The sequence below is a fragment of the Streptomyces tibetensis genome (assembly GCF_040647715.1).
Classification (GTDB): Bacteria; Actinomycetota; Actinomycetes; order Streptomycetales; family Streptomycetaceae; genus Streptomyces; species Streptomyces tibetensis_A.
This window is the reverse complement of the sequence record NZ_JBEZCR010000001.1, coordinates 650,385-666,986: the sequence shown is the minus strand read 5'-3', so window position 1 is coordinate 666,986 and position 16,602 is coordinate 650,385. Positions and strand designations below refer to the sequence as shown.

Genomic DNA, 16,602 nt, shown 5'->3' with positions numbered 1-16,602 from the left:
CCCACATCCCGACAGTCCAACGGACAGATCAACGGAGGATCACCCACCGGTCTCGGAAGCCCGCCCCGTGGCCGCATCGAGACGCTTCCGCAACGCCCCGTACCGCACGTTCGGGCCCCCCGCACCGTCACAGTCGCAAGAAGCCGACGCCAACGGATGCAGGGGGTACGGACGATGGAGCGGTTCCGGACACGAAAAGCGCTGCTCGCCCTCACGGCCGCCAGTGGCCTGCTGCTCAGCGCGTGCAGCGGGGGCGCCGACACCGGGGAGGGCAGCAAGGCCGCCGACCGCCCCGGGTACGGCGCGGGCGAGCCCGCTCCCGCCCACGGCGACGAGGACGGCACGAGCGAGCGGGACGACCTCCGCGAAGACCCCGGCCATCTCTCCACCTTCGCCCTCGACGTCGACACCGCCTCCTACGACTACGCCCGCCGGGCCCTCGCCGACGGGCGGCTGCCCGACCCGTCGACCGTCCGCCCCGAGGAGTTCGTCAACAGCTTCCGGCAGGACTACGACCGCCCGGACGGCGACGGCTTCTCGGTCACGGTCGACGGCGCCCGCACCGACGACGAGGACTGGTCCCTGGTCCGCGTCGGCCTCGCCACCCGCACGACGGAACGCTCCGGTGAACGCCCGCCCGCCGCCCTCACCTTCGTCCTCGACGTCTCGGGCTCCATGGACGAACCGGGCCGCCTGGACCTCGCCAAGGAGTCCCTCTCGGTGATGACGGACCGGCTGCGCGACGACGACTCGGTCGCGCTCGTCACCTTCAGCGACGAGGCCGAGACCGTCCTGCCCATGACCCGCCTCGACGGCAACCGCGACAAGATCCAGGACGCCGTCTCCGACCTGGACACCCAGGATTCGACCAACCTCGGCGCCGGCGTCGAGACCGGCTACGAGACGGCCGTCGAAGGCCTGCGCGAGGGCGCCACCAACCGCGTCGTCCTCATCTCCGACGCGCTCGCCAACACCGGCGACACCGACGCGGACGCCATCCTGGAACGCATCGCCGGCGAACGCCGCGAGCACGGCATCACCCTCTTCGGCGTCGGCGTCGGCAGCGACTACGGCGACGCCCTGATGGAACGCCTCGCCGACAAGGGCGACGGCCACACCGTCTACGTGTCCGACTCCCGAGATGCCCGCAAGGTCTTCTCCGAGCAGCTCCCGCGCAACGTCGACCTCACCGCCCGCGACGCCAAGGCCCAGGTCGCCTTCGACCCGGAGACGGTCGAGGAGTTCCACCTGGTCGGCTACGACAACCGGCGCGTCGCCGACGAGGACTTCCGCGACGACCGTGTCGACGGCGGCGAGGTCGGCCCCGGTCACACCGTCACCGCGCTGTACGCCGTGCGCACCGAGTCCGGTGCCGAGGGCCACCTCGCCACCGCCACCGTGCGCTGGCTCGACCCGCAGACCCGCGACCCGCACGAGGAGACCGGCGACCTGGAGACCGACGCCCTCCACGGCTCCCTGCGCGCCGCCCCCAGCCGCTTCCAGGTCACCGCGGTGGCGGCCTACTTCGCCGACGCCCTCCGCTCGGGGGACGACCGCCACGACCGCCTCCCGGGGGCTCCGGCCGGTTTCGCCGAACTCGCACGCCACGCACGCGTGTTGTCCGACACCACGGAGGACGGAGCGGTGCGTGGACTCGCCCGGGCCATCGAGCAGGCGGACCGGCAGCGGGACTGAACACCTACCGGCCTCCCGGGACGGGACGCGGGCCAACCGGGTGAACCTGCGGAACCAATTCTTCTGCACCGGGTTGATGAGGCAGTAGAGCTTGCGGCGCCACGAGAAAGGAACGCGCAGTGCTCAAGGAGGCAATGATCGCTGCGGCGGCCGCCGCTTCCGCCCTTGATGTGCCGGTGACGGCCGCTGTCCCGGCACTCGCCGGCGGACCGCTCGTCGCGAAGGGCCTCGGCGAGTAACGCCGCCTCCGCAGCCCCTGTGCCGCGAGACGGCGTCCCAACGCCTGATTCCTGTTCAGCGCTGCGATCTGTTCATGCCGCCGCACCGTCGGCCCTGGATGTGGATCTCCGCTCCGAGGCCGGCCGCCCCAATTCTTCAAGCAGGAGGACAACTGCAATGCGACAGACCCTGAGCAAGGGAGCTTTCGCGGCGGCCGCCGCCACGGGGATTCTGTCCCTGTACGGCAGCCCCGCCCTCGCCGACTCCGACGCGTCGGGAGTGGCGAAGGATTCCCCTGGTGTCCTGTCCGGGAACAGCGTTCAGGTGCCGGTCGAGGTGCCGGTCAACCTGTGCGGCAACACCGTCAACGTGCTCGCGGCGCTCAACACCGCGTTCGGCAACTCCTGCAGGAACATCTCGCACAAGTCGTCGGGCCACGAGGCGGGCGCGGACGCGTCGGCGGTCGTCAAGGATTCTCCCGGCGTGGGGTCCGGCAACAACGTGCAGGTGCCGCTCGACGTGCCCGTGAACGCCTGCGGCAACAGCCTCAACGGGGGCGCGCTGTTCAACGACGCGCTCGACAACGACTGCGAGAACGGCTCTCACGGCGGCGGCCACGACGACGACAAGCCGTCGACGGAAGAGCAGCCGAAGCCCCCGGCCAAGGACGGTTCCGTCCCGCCGAAGAGCGAGACGCCGCGTTCGACGACCCCGGACACCGAGGACTCGTCCGTCACCGAGGAAGCGGAGGAGCAGGAGGAGCCCGGCACCCTGCCCCAGCTGGCCGAGACCGGCAGCGAGGCCCTGGCGGCGGCATCGGCCGCCAGCGCCGTCCTGATCGCGGGCGGAGTGATGATGTACCGCCGCGCCCGCACCACCGCGTCCCGCTAGCCGCTGACGAGGCGGCCGGGTGCCGGGTCATCCGTACCCGCCGCCCCGGGCCTCGCATCACCCACACCCCCCGTCGACCACGGTCCGGGGGGTGTCGGCCGTCGCGGGGCTTCTCCGGCCCGCCCTTACCGGCACAAGAGCGGGCCGCTGACGACGCTGTCGCCGTCAGCGGCCCGCCGGTCACCGTGCGTGGTCCCCCGTCAGCGGTGCACGGGCGACGGCGACTCGCTGCGGCTGCCGTCCACCGGAGCGGGCACGATGCCGCCGACCGGCCTGGCCCCGAGCCGGCGGCGCACTCCGCGGACCAGTGTCGACGCCGTGAAGGACGCGCCCTGCACGAAGCGCATGGCGGGGCCGAAGCCCGAGGCCGTCACCAGACCCGCGAGGAACAGGCCGGGGTAGGAGGACTCGAGGCTGCGCCCGACCCGCGGGGAGCCGTCCGGCAGTGCCGCCAGCGTTCCGCGCAACTCCGGGGAGAGCAGTCCGAGCCGGTCGCACCGCGGCCGGAACCCCGTGGCGGCGATGACGTGTTCGGTCTCCAGGCTGCGCAGGGCACCCGTACGGCTGGCCATGTCCAGCCGTACCCCGCCGGGCACCGCACAGGCCGCGGTGACCTCATGGCCCGGCAGCAGCTCCACCACGCCCTCCACCCGGTCCCGCACCCACCACGCGCCCGCCGGCCCCAGCGCCGTCGTCGCGATGCGTGCCCTTGTCGGCTCCGGCAGCCGCCGGAAGAGGTTCGGGCGCTCCGCGTAGAACCAGTTCCGCCAGCCGGGGCCGAGGCCGCTGTGGGGGGAGCGGGCCGACTGGTACCAGGGGCGCTCCCACGGCGGCGGCACGTCGTTCCACCGCAGCTGTTCCGCCCGCGCCAGCACACGGACCCGCGTGCCCTGTTCGGCGAGCAGGGCCGCCGTTTCCAGGGCCGCCTGCCCGCCACCGATCACCGTGACGTCCTTGTCGCGGAAGCGGTCGAGGTCGCTGTGGTGGCTGCTGTGCGTCACCAGGGCGGGATGCAGTGCGCGCAGTGCCTGCGGCACCTCGACGAACGGCATCACGCCGACCGCCAGGGCCACCGTCCGCGCCTGCACCTCCTCGCCGTCCTCGGTGACCGCCGTGAAACCGCCGGGCCCGGCCGCCACACGGCTCACCGTGCGCTCGTCCACCTCCGGTACGGCATTGCGCGCGAACCACAGGCCGTACTCCGCGAACGCCTCGACCGGGATCGGCTGCGCATGACGTGCCGTCAAGCCGTTCTGTGCGCAGTAGACGTCCAGACGCCACTGCCCGGCCGGGTCGGAGAGGTTGGACGCCCACGGCTCCGACTTCAGGAACATGCCGCGCGGCATGTTGTCCCGCCAGGACGCCATGGGCCGGCCGAACACGCGCAGGTTCAGCCCGGCGGCCGCGGCGTGGGACGCGATCGACAGACCGTACGGGCCTGCGCCCACCACCAGAAGGTCGTACACCATCAACTGCTCGCTTTCTCGTTGTCGGTCAGGGAGGGCGAGGCCGCCCGGGGGGTCCGCCGGGGCGTCGGCACCGTCGCCGTGCCCAGCCGCTCGTACAGCCGACGGGATACGTGCCGGCACCACTGGGCCCACATGACCCGTCCGGGAGAGCGGTCGTCCGCGGCGTACCAGGCCAGTTCGCGCCCGCCCGGAGCACCACGCAGCGCCGCCAGCGGCGCGTAGTTCTCCACGACGAACGCCCGCCCGGCCAGCGGGGCCCCGGCCGGCAGTGAACGGCCCGTCAGATCCAGGTGCAGGGCCCGTACGACGTCCAGGCCCGTGCTGTCCGCGAAGAGCCGGAACTGGGCGCCGGCGCGGGGGTTGAAATCGAGCAGGTGGTAACGGCCCGTCTCGCCGCAGCGCCGGAAGTCGAGGTCGAAGATGCCCCGGTAGCCCAGCTCGCCGGTGAGCCGCTCGGCCAGCGCCTGCACCTCGGGGTTGGGGGTCCAGCAGCCCACCGCGGTCAGGCCCGCCCCTCGCGGCCAGGCCTGCTGCTTGCGGCCCGGCCCGCCCGCCCGTACGCCGCCCGAGCGGTCGGCGTACCCGTGGAAGAACCAGTCCCGGTCCACCCCCGGTGACAGGTACGCCTGGAGCAGCAGCCGGCTGCCCGCCTCCTCGGTGCGCGCGAACAGCTCTTGGGCCTGCTGCGAGGACCGCACCAGCACCGTGCTGCGCAGTCCGCTGCCGGTGGGCAGCAGCCAGGGACGGCTCCACTTCGCCACCAGCGGCAGCCCGAGCCGCCGCAGGGCCTCGTCGACCTCGGCCGGGCTGTCCGGGATCAGTGTCACCGGGTGCGGGACCTCGGCGGACGCGCACACGGCGGCCAGTTCGGCCTTGTCGGCGACCCGCTCGGCCAGGGTGCCGGGCATCTCCGGCAGCAGGAAGGAGGACGCGAGTTCGTCCCGCGCCCGTCCCACGGTGATCGCGCTCGCGTCGTCCATCGGGACCAGGACGGCGGGCCGCGTGATCCGCTCGGCCACGCGGCGCAGCACGGCGAGGATGTTTTCCGTGGACGCTCCCGGGGGCGGCGGGGGGTGCATTTGGCGTACGTAACGTGACGCTCCGACGGGGCTTCCCGAGGTATCAGCGACGACGTGTACTTCCACTCCCGCCCTGCCCAGTGAGCGAACGGCCCCCAGTGTTCCGTGGTGAAAAGGATTCCGGTCGATCCGCAGCACAACAGCGGGGACGCGGATGTCGAGCAGCGACACGAATTCTCTCTTTCTCTTCGATCGGCTCACCCGCACGGGCGAGCCCGGCACTCGAAAGCCGCAACGGCACTGGCGCTTCAGGCTTTTCTATGACTCACTTATATGACTGCCCGTCAATAACACCGATTGCGGCAGTACTCCGGACGAGAGCGAACAAAGGAGCAGGCATGGCCCCACAGCACAGGCGGGCCAAGGTCCGCCGGCTGACCTTGGGCGCGGCAGCGGTCGCCGCGTCGGCCGCCCTGGCGTCCGGCCTCGTGGCGGAGGTGGGGGTGGCGCAGGCCGCCGAGCCCAGGGCTCCGGCGCCGACCCCGGCGCCCGCCGCCACGCCCTCGGCCGTCGCACCTCCGGCCGTCGTCGAGCCCCCGGCCCCGGCCGCCACGCCCTCGGCCCTCACGCCTCCGGATCTCACGCCTCCGGATCTCACCCAGGCCCCGGCGCCCGCCCCGGCCACCACACCCGCGGCCGGCGAGGGGCTTCCCGCCTTCGGCGTCTTCCTCAAGTCCGACGCCCGTGGCGTGGCGCGGATGCCGCTGTTCAGCCACTGGCTGGGCGGCACGGAACTCCGCGTCGGCCACACCTACCTGCCGGGACACCGCTGGCGCGACATCGAGGGTGCCGCCGACTTCCTGGACGTGTGGGCGCACTGGCGCAACAAGAAGGCCGACCGGATGCTGGTCCTCAACGTCCCCATGCAGGAGCGCAATGAGGAGGGCGTCTCCGACGGTGAGGTCAGGCAGTTGCTGCGGCGCGGCGCTGCCGGGGAGTTCGATCAGCACTTCCGTGTCCTCGCCGAACGGTTGGTGAAGCTGAAGGTGCCGGACACGGTCATCGTGCTCGGCTGGGAAATGAATGGCACCACGTACACCCATCGCTGTGGGCCGGACCCGGAGGCCTGGAAGAAGTACTGGAACAGGATCGTCGCCACCATGCGTTCCGTGCCGGGCCAGCAGTTCCGGTTCGATTTCACACCGAGCCGTGGCCAGGACGCCGTTTCCTGGACCAAATGCTATCCGGGGGACGACACGGTCGACGTCATCGGCATGGATTCCTATGACCAGCCGAACGGAATGTCGTTCGACCAGCAGGTGAAAGAGCCCTACGGGCTGCAGCACCACGTGGATTTCGCGAAGGCGCACGGCAAACCCATTTCCTATCCGGAATGGGGGCTCTTCCGCAACGGTGACAATCCCGAGTACATGCGGCGCATGCTCGCCTGGATGGACGAGTACAGGCCGCTCTACAACACGCTGACCGACTACTGCCCGCACGGTGTCTGGCAGTGCGGGGCCAACCCGAAGTCGTCCCACGTCTACCGGTCCACCCTGTTCGGCCGCACCGACCAGGCGGCCCCGCCCCTCACGCCCACGCCGAAGCCGACCCCACCCGGTACGACGCCGCCCCCGGCGGACTGCACACCGCTGGACCTCGGCAGCTGGGTGGAGGAGTGGCTCGGCGGGAAACTCTGCCTCCGCTTCGACTGGTGGTGATCCGCCGGCCTGCCCGAACCCCGCTCCCCGGTACGGTGCCGGGCCGGGACCGCCGTCATCACCGTTGTCAGCGCACATCGGCGGCGGCGGCCGGTCCGGGCACCGAGGGGGCCGGGGCGCTCTCGCCGTCCCGGCCGCCCCTCCGGGGCCGCGCCAGCAGGGCCAGGCCGCCCAGCAGACCACCGGCGCTCGCCCCCACCAGACCGGTCACCGCCGGTGACGCGGACGTCGGCTCGCGCGGCTCCACCGCCCGGGAGAACCGCACGAGCCGCACATGGGTGCTGTCACTGCTGTCGTCCGCGTGCCGGGTCAGCGACCGGGTGACCGCGTTGGCCATGTCGACGGCGAGGCCGGGGCGCGAGGAAGTGGCCGAGACGGCGACCATCGGCGCGTCCGGCGAGGTCGCCGTGCGCACGCTGCTCTGCAGGGTGCGCACCGGAACACCCGCGTACACCTGAGCGTCCCCGAGCACCGCGAGCTGCGTGGCGACCCGGCCGTACGCCTGGGCGAATCCGAGGGCGGCGTCCGGCGTGGACTTCTCGGTGGGCACGGCGATGACGTAGCTGGTGGCCGTGTAGGTGGAGGGGGTGAGCAAGCCGTAGGAGCCGCCGAGCAGACCCCCGACGAGGGTGCCCGCCGCCAGTACGGACCACAGGGGGAGGCCCCTGAGACGAGCCGGGGACAAGCGGTGCTGACGGGGCGGAGTATCGGTCATGAGGAGGTGGCTCCCAGAGGTGAGAGGGGCTGCGAACTGGAGACCGCTGTCGCGTACACGTCCGTGAGACGGGCCGCGCAGTGGGTGATGCTGTAGTGGTGGGCGACCTCCGAGGCCTCGCGCGGCCGGGCCCCGGCCGCCCGGACCTCGGCCATCGCACGGGCGTACGCCTCGGGGCCGCCGCGCACACACCGGGCGCCGGCGGCAGCGGACGGCCGCACGTCCTCGATGGCCGGGCAGGAGGCGTAGAGCACCGGCAGTCCCGACGCCAACGCCTCCACGGCCGCCAGACCGAAGGCCTCCTCCGTGGACGGGGACGCGAGCAGGTCCATCGCCGAGGTGAGGGACGGCAGGTCCGGGCCCGGCGAGTCGCCGCGCAGGTAGGGCCGTTCGCCGGCGAAGACGACGCGCTCGGCCACACCGGCCTCGTGGGCCGTGCGACGCAGGGCCCGCTCCTCGGGGCCGCCGCCCACCAGCAGCAGCCGGCACTCGTCCGGGAGCAGGGCGAGCGCGCGGACGAGGACGTCGAACCGCTTCCCCGCGGTGAGCCGGCCGACACCGCCCACGACCCAGGCGTCCTCCGGCAGGCCGAAATGCCGGCGGGCGTGCGCGCGCCGCTCCGGGTCGAAACGGAAACGGTCGAGGTCGATGCCGTTCGGGACGACCTCGATGCGGGGCGCGGGCACGCCCCAGCGCTTCAGGCGCTCGGCCACCGTCGGGGAGACGGCGACCGTCGCCGAACCGAGCCGCTCACTGGCGAGGTACAGCCCCCGCACCCCCGCGGTCAGACCGCGGCCCTCCATTTGCGAGTCACCCAGGGAGTGTTCGGTGGCGACGACCGCCCGGACCCCGGCCATGCGTGCCGCGAAACGGCCGTAGACGCAGGCCCGGTAGAGGTGGGTGTGCACCAGGTCGTAGCCGCCGGAGCGAATCAGCCGGACCAGGCGCGGCAGCGCCGCCAGGTCACGGTTGCCGCCCATGCCCAGATGCGTGACGCGGACCCCGTCGGCCGCCAGACCCTCGGCGACCGCGCCGGGGTTGGTGAGCGTCACGACGTCGCAGTCGACGGGCAGGTGACGCAGCAGCAGCCGCAACTGCTGCTCGGCGCCGCCGACTCCGAGCCCGGTGATGATGTGCAAGGCCCTCATCTCACAGGCCCTCCACCGGGCGCCGGCGCAGCCGGTGCAGCCAGTGCTTGAGCTGCAGGCGCCACGCCGTGTCGTCCTGGCCGACGTACACGCGCGGCAGGGCGTGCGGACCGGTCAGCGGGCCCGGGTCGATGGCGCAGGCGTAGGTGTACCCCGCCTCCCGTACGGCCTCCACGGCGCGGGCGTCGATCGTGCCGTACGGGTAGCAGAAGCCGTCGACGGGGGCGCCGGTCAGCTCCTCGAGCCGGGCGCGGCTCTCGGCGACCTCGACCCTGAGCGTGCGGTCGTCCGCCTTGGTGAGGTCGACGTGCGTCAGCCCGTGCGAGCCGATCTCCACGCCCTCGGCGGCCGCGCGCCGGATGCCGTCCGCGGTCAGCAGCGGCTTGCGCGGGCCGAGCGGATCCCAGGCGTTGTCACCACCGAGCCGTCCGGGCAGCACGAAGAGGGTCGCGCCGCAGTCCCAGCGGTGCAGCAGCGGCAGGGCGTCGGTGACGAAGTCGGCGTACCCGTCGTCGAAGGTCAGCCCGACCAGGTCGTCACCCTCGCCCCGGGCGCGGGCGGCGAGCAGCTCGGTCACGGACACGCCCCGCAGCCCGCGCCGGCGCAGCCAGGCCAGCTGCGCCCCGAGCCGCGCGGGCGTGACCGTGATGCGGTACGGATCGTCCGAGCAGTCGCCCACCGAGTGGTACATCGCCACCCAGGGGGCCGGGCCCTTGCGCGGGGCCCGGGGTCTGCCGGTGTCGAGGGAGTCAACGGAAACGGCCATGTGTGAGCCTTCGTGTGACGGCGCGTAGGGAGCGCAGAGCGGACGCGGAACTCTGGGCACCGAAGGCCCAGCTGAGCGGGGCGAAGACCAAGGTCACGGTCAGGACGCCGGCCGTGAGGCCCGCCGCCGGGGACGGCAGCCGGCTCGCGGCGAACGCCCCCGCGGCCGTGGCGACGGCCGCGGCGGACACCAGCCTGCCCAGCTCGGCCAGGACCGGCCGGACACGGACCGAGACGCCGTGGGCGCCGTCCGGCCGGCCGGTTCGCAGCCCGGCGAGCAGCAGGGCCGCCGTGACGGTGATGCCGAGGGCGTTGGCGGCGGCGATCCCCGCCACGCCCCAGGAATGCACGGATCCGGCGCCGACCCAGGACGTCACGGCGATGCCCGCCGCCATCGCGCCGAGGGGGTACCAGCTGGGCCGGCCCGCCGAGAAGTAGGACCGCACGAGGGCGCCCACCAGCGTCTGGCCGAGCAGCCCGAGGGCGTACACGCGCATGACGTCCGCTGTCGCGCCGGTGTCGTTCGGGGTGAACGCCCCCCGCTGGAAGAGCAGTTCGATCATCTGAGGGGCGCAGGCGACCACCGCGCACATGCCCAGCAGGACCAGCCACGAGGCGAGCGCCAGATCCCGCTCCACGCGGCTGCGGGCCCGCGCGGTGTCACCCTCCGCGAGAGCCCGCGCCACCACCGGGAAGGTGACGGTGCAGACCATCAGCGACAGCGTCATCGGGATCTGCGCGACCTTCTGCGCGTAGTTCAGATGCGAGATGGCACCGGCCGGCAGGCCGGAGGCGAGGAAGCGCTCCACGAGGACCTGCGACTGGCGGCACAGGGCGAACAGCAGCACCGCGGCGATCAGGGCGAGTTGCACCGGCCGCTCCTCGGCCACCGCCCCGGCCTTGGCGAGGTGCGGCGTGGGCGACGCCAGCCGCCGCCACAGCGAGGGCAGTTGCACCGCCACCATCAGACAGCCGCCCGCCGCGACCCCGACCGCGGCGGAGCGCACGCCCCAGTCCTCGCCGAGCAGGAACATCGCGGCGATGATGCCGCTGTTGTAGACGACGTAGATCGCCGCGGGGGCGAGGAAACAGCGGTGTGCCCGCAGGGCGGCACTGCAGTATCCGGCGAGCCCGAAGGCCAGCACGCAGGTGGCGGTGATGCGGGTGCAGCCGGCGGCGAGCCCGGGGTCGGGCAGGCCGGGAGCGAGAGCCCGGACCAGGTAGGGAGCCGTGCCGGCGATCAGGGCGGCCACCGCGGCGAGGGCGAGACAGAGCCGGGGCAGGGTGGCGCCGACCAGGGCGCGGACCGGGTCGCCGGGCGCGCCCCGGGCACGGCGGGCCAGCGCCATGCTGAACGCCGGGATCAGCGCGATCGCCAGCCCGTCCTCGATGAGCAGCGTGGCGGCGAACTCCGGAACCGTCCACGCCACCAGGAAGGCGTCGGTGTCGCTCCCGGCGCCGAACAGCCGCGCCAGCGACTGGTCGCGGACCAGGCCGAGCAGTGAACCGGCGATGGACAGCGATGCCGTGACGAGCGCGGCCCGGGCCAGGAAGCTCCCGGAGACCGACGAGGGCGCCGGGGCCTGATCGGTGGCGTCGCCGGTCTTGGTGGCGGCCCGAGCCGGGGGCACGGTCGCCGCGTCGTCCGTTTCGGAGCCGGGGGAATGCGAAGGCACCACCGTCATCGGACCAGGGCCTCCTCGGCGGGTTCACGCACTTCGCTGCGGGGGGCCTCCGCGCGCGTGTCGCCGGTCAGCGCCCACCAGGCGACGAGCCCCATCGCCACGGCGATCAGCACGGTCGAGGGCCCGCCGATGTCGCCGTACATGAAGTCGGTCAGCAGCCAGATCAGCAGCCCGCAGGCCACGAGCCCGCAGTCGGCTCCCGGGCCGCCCTCGCGCACGCTCATCAGCCGCCGCACCCCGCACACCAGCAGCGCCAGCCAGCTCCCGGCGAGCGCGAACAGCCCGATCAGGCCCTGCTCGCTCAGCACCAGCAGGTACATGTTGTGCGGCGACAGCAGCGGCTGCCGCTGGTACACCGCTCCCGCGCCCTCGGTCTCACTGCCCGACGACAGCGCGAGCGTGGCGTGTCCGTCCCGGTACTCGGGGAAGCCCTTCAGCCCGACCCCGGTCAGCGGGTGCTGCCGCCACATCTCCGTGGCGGACGCCCACAGGGTGTACCGGTCGACGACGGACTGGTCGGGGGCGTCGGCGACCTGGGCGATGCTGCCGATGCGCTGTTGCAGGAGAACCGAGCCCACACCGAAGCCGCCCACCAGGATCACCCCCACCGCGACCGCGGCGGCGGCCACCTTGAGAGCGCGCCGCCATCCGGTCAGGACCAGCTGCACGCCGCACGTCAGGAACGTCGCGATCCAGGCACCCCGGCTGAAGGAGAGCGCGAGCGGCAGCAGCAGCACCGCCGCGCACGCGGCGGCGGCCGCACGTTGCCGCACGGACACCCGGCCCAGCGCGATACCGACCGCGCACACCAGGCCGAGGGAGACCGCCGTCGCCATGCCCATCACGTCGTGCGAGCCGAAGGTGCCCACCGCCCGGATGTTCGCGCCCTGGTAGGAGGCACCGGTCCGGGTGACGAACTGGTGGACGCCGAGGGCCCCCTGGCACAGACCGAGCCCCACGCAGGCCCAGGCCACCATCCGGAAGCCGGCCCGGTCGCGCAACAGCAGCAATACGGCCGCCGGAACGAGCACGAAGGTCTGCAGATAGCGTCCGAGGCCGGTGAGCCCGGCCTGGGGCGAGAACGCCCCCATGGTGGCGAGCGCGAGCCCCACGACCGGCAGGCCCAGGATCACGGCGGCGGCGGGCGACAGCGGGCGCCGCCGTTCGAACAGCAGACGGAACACGCAGTAGACCACCACCAGCCCGGAGAACACGTCGGCGGGCCCCGCTCCGTCCGACGTCAGCGGCAGCGCCAGCAAGGCCGGTACGGCCACCACGAGCAGGGCCGGTGTCAGGGCGGCGTCGCGGCGGGAGAGCGGTGTGAGTGCGAGGCTCACCTGTCTCAGCTCCCCGTGGGACGTACCACCGTGGCGGCGGTGCGCAGCAGAATGCAGACGTCCTGCCACAGGGACCAGTCGTCGATGTAGGCGTTGTCGAAACGGCAGCGGTCCTCGATCGAGGTGTCGCCGCGCAGGCCGTGGATCTGGGCGAGGCCGGTGATGCCGGTCCGCATGCGGTGCCGGACCGAGTAACCGGGATAGGTCTGTCCGAACTGCGCCACGAAGTAGGGGCGTTCGGGCCGGGGTCCCACCAGGCTCATGTCGCCCCGGAGCACGTTCCACAGCTGGAGCAGTTCGTCGAGCGAGGTACGCCGCAGCATCCGGCAGAACCAGCGCATCTCGTTCTCGTTCGCCACGCTCCACCGGGTCGCCGACTCGTGCTCGTCGACCGGGCGGTGCGTACGGAACTTCAGCAGGGTGAACGGCTTGCCGCCCCTGCCGATGCGCTCCTGCCGGAACACCACGCCCGGCCCGTCGCAGATCCGCAGCACCGCCGCGAAGGTCAGCAGCAGCGGGCCGGCCAGCAACAACAGCGCGCCCGACACCAGGATGTCGAGCGTCCGCTTGGCCACACTGTCACGCCGGGCCGGGGACAGGTCCAGCCGTCGGCAGGAGAACCCGGCCAGCCGTTCCCGCGTCGCGTACGACGGGGTGTCGGCGTCGACCTCCCAGACCACGCAGCCCGAATCGGCCAGCGCCCGCAGCAGCGGCTCCTGTTCGGCGCGTACGGAGGGGTGCACGGCCAGCACCGCCCGCACCCCGTTCTGGATGACCGCACGCTCGACCTCCTCGGCGGTCGTCAGCACCGGCAGGGTCTCGGTGCCCTCCGGCTGCTCGGCGACGATCCCCACCGGCCGGACGCCGCAGCGCGGGTGGCGCAGTACGGCGGCGGCCACCCGCTGCGCGGTCGCGACGGGGCCGAGGACGAGTGCCGTGTGCGGGTGGCGCAGCAGCGCGGCGCGACGCCGCGCGTGCACGGCTCCGCGCAGCGCGCAGCCGGCCGCCGTGTGCAGGGTGAGGCCGGTCAGCACGGTACGCAGGGACAACGCGTGCTCCGGCCGGTACGCCGCGAGGAGCGCAGCGAGAGCCAGCCACGCCACCGTGATGCGGCCGCACAGGGCGGGCAGTTCGTCCAGCACCCCGGCCACCGGCGGCCGCCCGTCGCGGCGGCGCAGCAGCAGCGAGGCGACGATCAGCAGGGTGACGAGGAGCGGGTGGCGCTGGGCCCCGGTGAGCGCGAGCGTGCCCGCGAGGGCGGCGAAGCCGTCGGCAACGAGCAGCGGCACGGATGAGGCCGGCCGGGCCGGGGGCCGCGGGGCGGACGACCGGAAGCCGGTGGTCGTGCCGCGCGGGGGCATGACCGAGACTGGTGAGGGCCCGTGGTCCCGCGGCGTTACGCCGGGGGAGGGCACGGTACGTTCGGCGGTCACGAGTGGATGGACTCCCTGTACTCGGTGGGCTCGACGCGCTGTGCCGGCCGGTTCGTCTCGGCGCCACGTCCGGTGTCGAGCGGCTGACCGTGCTCAGCGCTGGGGGTGGTGGCGGTCCATGGGCCGAGCAGGTCGCGATAGACGTCCGAGACGGCTTCGGCGGTGTGCCGCACGTCGTGGGCGGACAGCACGTGCCGGCGGCCCTGGTCGCCGAGCGACGCGCGCAGCAGCGGGTCCGCCAGCAGCGCGGTGACGGCTTCGGCCAGTGCCGCCGGGTCCTCCGGCGGCACCAGGCACCGGGCGGAGGTGAAGGACGGCAGACTCTCGCGGGCGCCGTCGACGTCCGTCACCACGACCGGCCGCCCGCAGGCCATCGCTTCCAGCGGCGCCAGGGCCATGCCCTCCCAGCGGGACGGCAGGACGACGAGATCGGCGGCCTGGTACCAGGGGGAGGCGTCGGCGACGGCTCCCGCGAACACCACGGAGCTCGGGGCGTTCTCGCGAAGCCGGTCGTGGTCCGGCCCGTCGCCGACCAGCACGAGACGGGCGTCGGGCACCCGCTGTTCGACGGTTTCCCACGCCCGCAGCAGGACGTCCTGCCCCTTCTGCCGGCACAGCCGCCCCACGCACACGGCGAGCGGTGCCTCGGGGTGGATGCCGGCGAGCGGGGCGAGCCGGGCCCGTACGGCGCCCGCGGCGGCCGGGTGGAAGCGCTCCGGGTCGATGCCGTTGGGGACGACGGTCCAGCGGCCGGTGATCCTGGCGCCCATGCCGGTCGCGCGCTCCGCCTCGCTCACGCACACCACGCGTGAGGCCCACCGCGCCGCCCAGCGTTCCCACATGAGCGCCAGGGTCGCGGTGCCCCCGCCGACCGCTTCGAACGACCAGGCGTGCGGCTGGAAGACCGTCGGGATCCGCCCGCGTACCGCGAGCCGTCCGGCGAGTCCGGCCTTCGCGCTGTGCGCGTGGATCAGGTCCGGGCGCACCTCGTCGATGACCCGTGCCAGATGCCGTACCTCCCGGATGAGCGACGTGCCGGGAGACCGTGTGGCGTGCCAGTGCCGCACGCGCGCGCCGAGCGTCCGCAGTCGCGTGGTGAGCGCGCTGTCGGGGCAGGCCACGGTGACGTCCAGGCCGTCCGACAGCTGCGCCTGGACCAGGTCCGTGACGACGCGGGCGACACCGCCGTCCACCGGCTGGGTGAGGTGCAGGACTCTGGGATGAGGTGCGGTGGGTGACAGATGCATGTGCGCGGATTCCTCGCTCGCTAAGGCGTTCGGGGCGGACGGCGTGGTACTCACCGCCGTGCGTCGACGGCGGCGAAGAGCACGCCGGCCCACGCCGCGTCCTGCTGAGACTGGATCCGGAAGGCGGCCTGGTCGCCGCCGTTCTGCAGGGCGCTTCCGATGTCGAACACGTCGGAGTCGTAGCCCAGGGTGTTGGCGTGGGCGGGCACACGCGACGCATCCGCCCCGGGCTCGCTGATGGTGGAGTTGAGGACGTCGTCACGGGGGTTGGCGGAGTTGCTGAGGGCGGACGCGGACTGGCCGGCCGTCACGGTGAACGAGTCTCCGCCGGTGCCGCGGTCGCCGTTGTACGTCACCAGGCCCGCGCGGCCCCACGCGCCCGCGGGGAAATCGAGGCTGCCCAGGCCGAGCTCCACGGCACCCAGGGGGGTGAAGCCGTCCCAGACCGTGAGGTGCCGGAGCGGCTCCGCCGGGTTCTCGTAGGCCACCACGAGCGTCCAGCCGCCCCAGGCTCCGGCCGTGGACCTGCCCATGGCGATGTTGATCTGCGCAACGGTGTACAGGCCGGCTCCGGCTTCCCGCACCAGGCGAGTTACGTCGGCCGAGGCCTGGAAGGCGTCCATGCCGTTCATGACGCGGTGTCCGACCGTGGTGTCCGCAACCAACTCCTTGTACTCGCCGCCGGGTTCGGCGATCAGCACGCGCCCGTTGTCCTGCGGCGGCTTCTGTTCGCCCACGCGCAGATTCCCACCCCAGTACAGGCGCGCGTACGTCACCCGTGAGCCGCTGGGCAGACGGACCTCCCCGCGGGAGGAGTTGTAGGTGTTGGCATCGCGGTCGACGTCGACGTAGAACATGTCGAAGTCGCCGTTCACACCGGGGCCGCCGGCCTGGACTTCCTGACACGACGGGCCCTCGCCCGCGCGGCAGGTGATCGACGCGTTGGCAGCGCGTACGATGCCGCCGTGCTGGAGCACGTGGTACCGCTCGGTGAAGCTGAGATGCTCGGCTTCCGGCGCGGGCGCGGCAGCCGGTGCGGCGGAGGGAGAACCGCCGGCCGCCCACATGGCGGCAAGGGCGAGGACGCCCACGGTCGCGCGGCGGAACAGCGGGCCCAAGGAATGACGCATGACCGGTCGTTGCCCTTTCGAACGGGAGGCCGTGGCAGAGCGCCACGAATGCGATGTGTCCGCGCTGAGAGTGCGTCGGGCGGTTCGCAACTCTAGTCATCAACCGGACATAGTCGATGAAATTCGAT

General features: G+C 73.0%; 13 protein-coding genes. 3 read left to right on the top strand and 10 right to left on the bottom strand.

Translation table 11 applies throughout. The features are described from left to right. Positions 1-174 precede the first annotated feature (174 nt). Together AB0B29_RS03005 and AB0B29_RS03000 are read left to right on the top strand one after the other, a co-directional pair. On the top strand, positions 175-1,695 hold the full coding sequence (locus tag AB0B29_RS03005; RefSeq protein WP_362233118.1) for a vWA domain-containing protein: 1,521 nt from the start codon (positions 175-177) through the stop codon (positions 1,693-1,695). Between the two features lie 396 nt (positions 1,696-2,091). Continuing rightward, a complete protein-coding gene (locus AB0B29_RS03000; protein WP_362233116.1) occupies positions 2,092-2,805 on the top strand; it encodes a chaplin in 714 nt (237 codons plus the stop codon). 200 nt (positions 2,806-3,005) lie between these two features. Here AB0B29_RS03000 and AB0B29_RS02995 read toward each other — a convergent pair whose 3' ends face one another. Further along, complete coding sequence (locus tag AB0B29_RS02995; protein ID WP_362233114.1) at positions 3,006-4,274, bottom strand: NAD(P)-binding domain-containing protein; 1,269 nt, start codon at positions 4,272-4,274, stop codon at positions 3,006-3,008. Next, the gene (locus AB0B29_RS02990; RefSeq protein WP_362233112.1) at positions 4,274-5,524 is read right to left on the bottom strand and encodes a carboxylate--amine ligase; all 1,251 of its coding nucleotides are present in this window, start codon (positions 5,522-5,524) and stop codon (positions 4,274-4,276) included. Before AB0B29_RS02990 ends, AB0B29_RS02995 begins: the two co-directional genes overlap by 1 nt. Positions 5,525-5,691: 167 nt before the next feature. Between AB0B29_RS02990 and AB0B29_RS02985 the strand changes: the two genes are divergently transcribed. Then, entirely contained in the window at positions 5,692-7,014 is a 1,323-nt protein-coding gene (locus AB0B29_RS02985; protein WP_362233109.1) for a glycoside hydrolase family 26 protein, read from the top strand. Between the two features lie 67 nt (positions 7,015-7,081). Here the strand turns inward: AB0B29_RS02985 and AB0B29_RS02980 are convergent, their stop codons facing one another. The 8 genes from AB0B29_RS02980 to AB0B29_RS02945 are packed head-to-tail and all read right to left on the bottom strand — an operon-like array spanning position 7,082 to position 16,474. After that, positions 7,082-7,729, bottom strand: a complete 648-nt coding sequence (locus AB0B29_RS02980; protein ID WP_362233106.1) for a lipopolysaccharide biosynthesis protein — start codon at positions 7,727-7,729, stop codon at positions 7,082-7,084. After that, complete coding sequence (locus AB0B29_RS02975; protein ID WP_362233103.1) at positions 7,726-8,877, bottom strand: glycosyltransferase; 1,152 nt, start codon at positions 8,875-8,877, stop codon at positions 7,726-7,728. The genes AB0B29_RS02980 and AB0B29_RS02975 overlap by 4 nt, the downstream gene beginning before the upstream one ends. Before the next feature lies 1 nt (position 8,878). Beyond that, the gene (locus AB0B29_RS02970) at positions 8,879-9,643 is read right to left on the bottom strand and encodes a polysaccharide deacetylase family protein (RefSeq protein WP_362233100.1); all 765 of its coding nucleotides are present in this window, start codon (positions 9,641-9,643) and stop codon (positions 8,879-8,881) included. Then, positions 9,627-11,327, bottom strand: a complete 1,701-nt coding sequence (locus AB0B29_RS02965) for a lipid II flippase MurJ (protein ID WP_362233097.1) — start codon at positions 11,325-11,327, stop codon at positions 9,627-9,629. The genes AB0B29_RS02970 and AB0B29_RS02965 overlap by 17 nt, the downstream gene beginning before the upstream one ends. After that, positions 11,324-12,664 (bottom strand): O-antigen ligase family protein, encoded by a 1,341-nt coding sequence (locus AB0B29_RS02960; RefSeq protein WP_362233094.1) that lies wholly within the window; start codon positions 12,662-12,664, stop codon positions 11,324-11,326. The genes AB0B29_RS02965 and AB0B29_RS02960 overlap by 4 nt, the downstream gene beginning before the upstream one ends. Before the next feature lie 5 nt (positions 12,665-12,669). Next, positions 12,670-14,097: an exopolysaccharide biosynthesis polyprenyl glycosylphosphotransferase gene (locus AB0B29_RS02955; protein ID WP_362233091.1), complete on the bottom strand. Its 1,428-nt coding sequence runs from the start codon at positions 14,095-14,097 to the stop codon at positions 12,670-12,672. Continuing rightward, on the bottom strand, positions 14,094-15,344 hold the full coding sequence (locus AB0B29_RS02950; protein ID WP_362233088.1) for a glycosyltransferase family 4 protein: 1,251 nt from the start codon (positions 15,342-15,344) through the stop codon (positions 14,094-14,096). Before AB0B29_RS02950 ends, AB0B29_RS02955 begins: the two co-directional genes overlap by 4 nt. Before the next feature lie 50 nt (positions 15,345-15,394). Beyond that, a complete protein-coding gene (locus AB0B29_RS02945) occupies positions 15,395-16,474 on the bottom strand; it encodes a DUF3344 domain-containing protein (protein WP_362233085.1) in 1,080 nt (359 codons plus the stop codon). Between the last annotated feature and the right edge of the window lie 128 nt (positions 16,475-16,602).

Bases quoted from the DNA above. Each gene is read 5' to 3' on its own strand.
- AB0B29_RS03005 (WP_362233118.1), top strand. From the start codon at position 175: ATGGAGCGGTTCCGGACACGAAAAGCGCTGCTCGCCCTCACGGCCGCC.
- AB0B29_RS03000 (WP_362233116.1), top strand. From the start codon at position 2,092: ATGCGACAGACCCTGAGCAAGGGAGCTTTCGCGGCGGCCGCCGCCACG.
- AB0B29_RS02995 (WP_362233114.1), bottom strand. From the start codon at position 4,274: ATGGTGTACGACCTTCTGGTGGTGGGCGCAGGCCCGTACGGTCTGTCG.
- AB0B29_RS02985 (WP_362233109.1), top strand. From the start codon at position 5,692: ATGGCCCCACAGCACAGGCGGGCCAAGGTCCGCCGGCTGACCTTGGGC.
- AB0B29_RS02980 (WP_362233106.1), bottom strand. From the start codon at position 7,729: ATGACCGATACTCCGCCCCGTCAGCACCGCTTGTCCCCGGCTCGTCTC.
- AB0B29_RS02975 (WP_362233103.1), bottom strand. From the start codon at position 8,877: ATGAGGGCCTTGCACATCATCACCGGGCTCGGAGTCGGCGGCGCCGAG.
- AB0B29_RS02970 (WP_362233100.1), bottom strand. From the start codon at position 9,643: ATGGCCGTTTCCGTTGACTCCCTCGACACCGGCAGACCCCGGGCCCCG.
- AB0B29_RS02965 (WP_362233097.1), bottom strand. From the start codon at position 11,327: ATGACGGTGGTGCCTTCGCATTCCCCCGGCTCCGAAACGGACGACGCG.
- AB0B29_RS02950 (WP_362233088.1), bottom strand. From the start codon at position 15,344: ATGCATCTGTCACCCACCGCACCTCATCCCAGAGTCCTGCACCTCACC.
- AB0B29_RS02945 (WP_362233085.1), bottom strand. From the start codon at position 16,474: ATGCGTCATTCCTTGGGCCCGCTGTTCCGCCGCGCGACCGTGGGCGTC.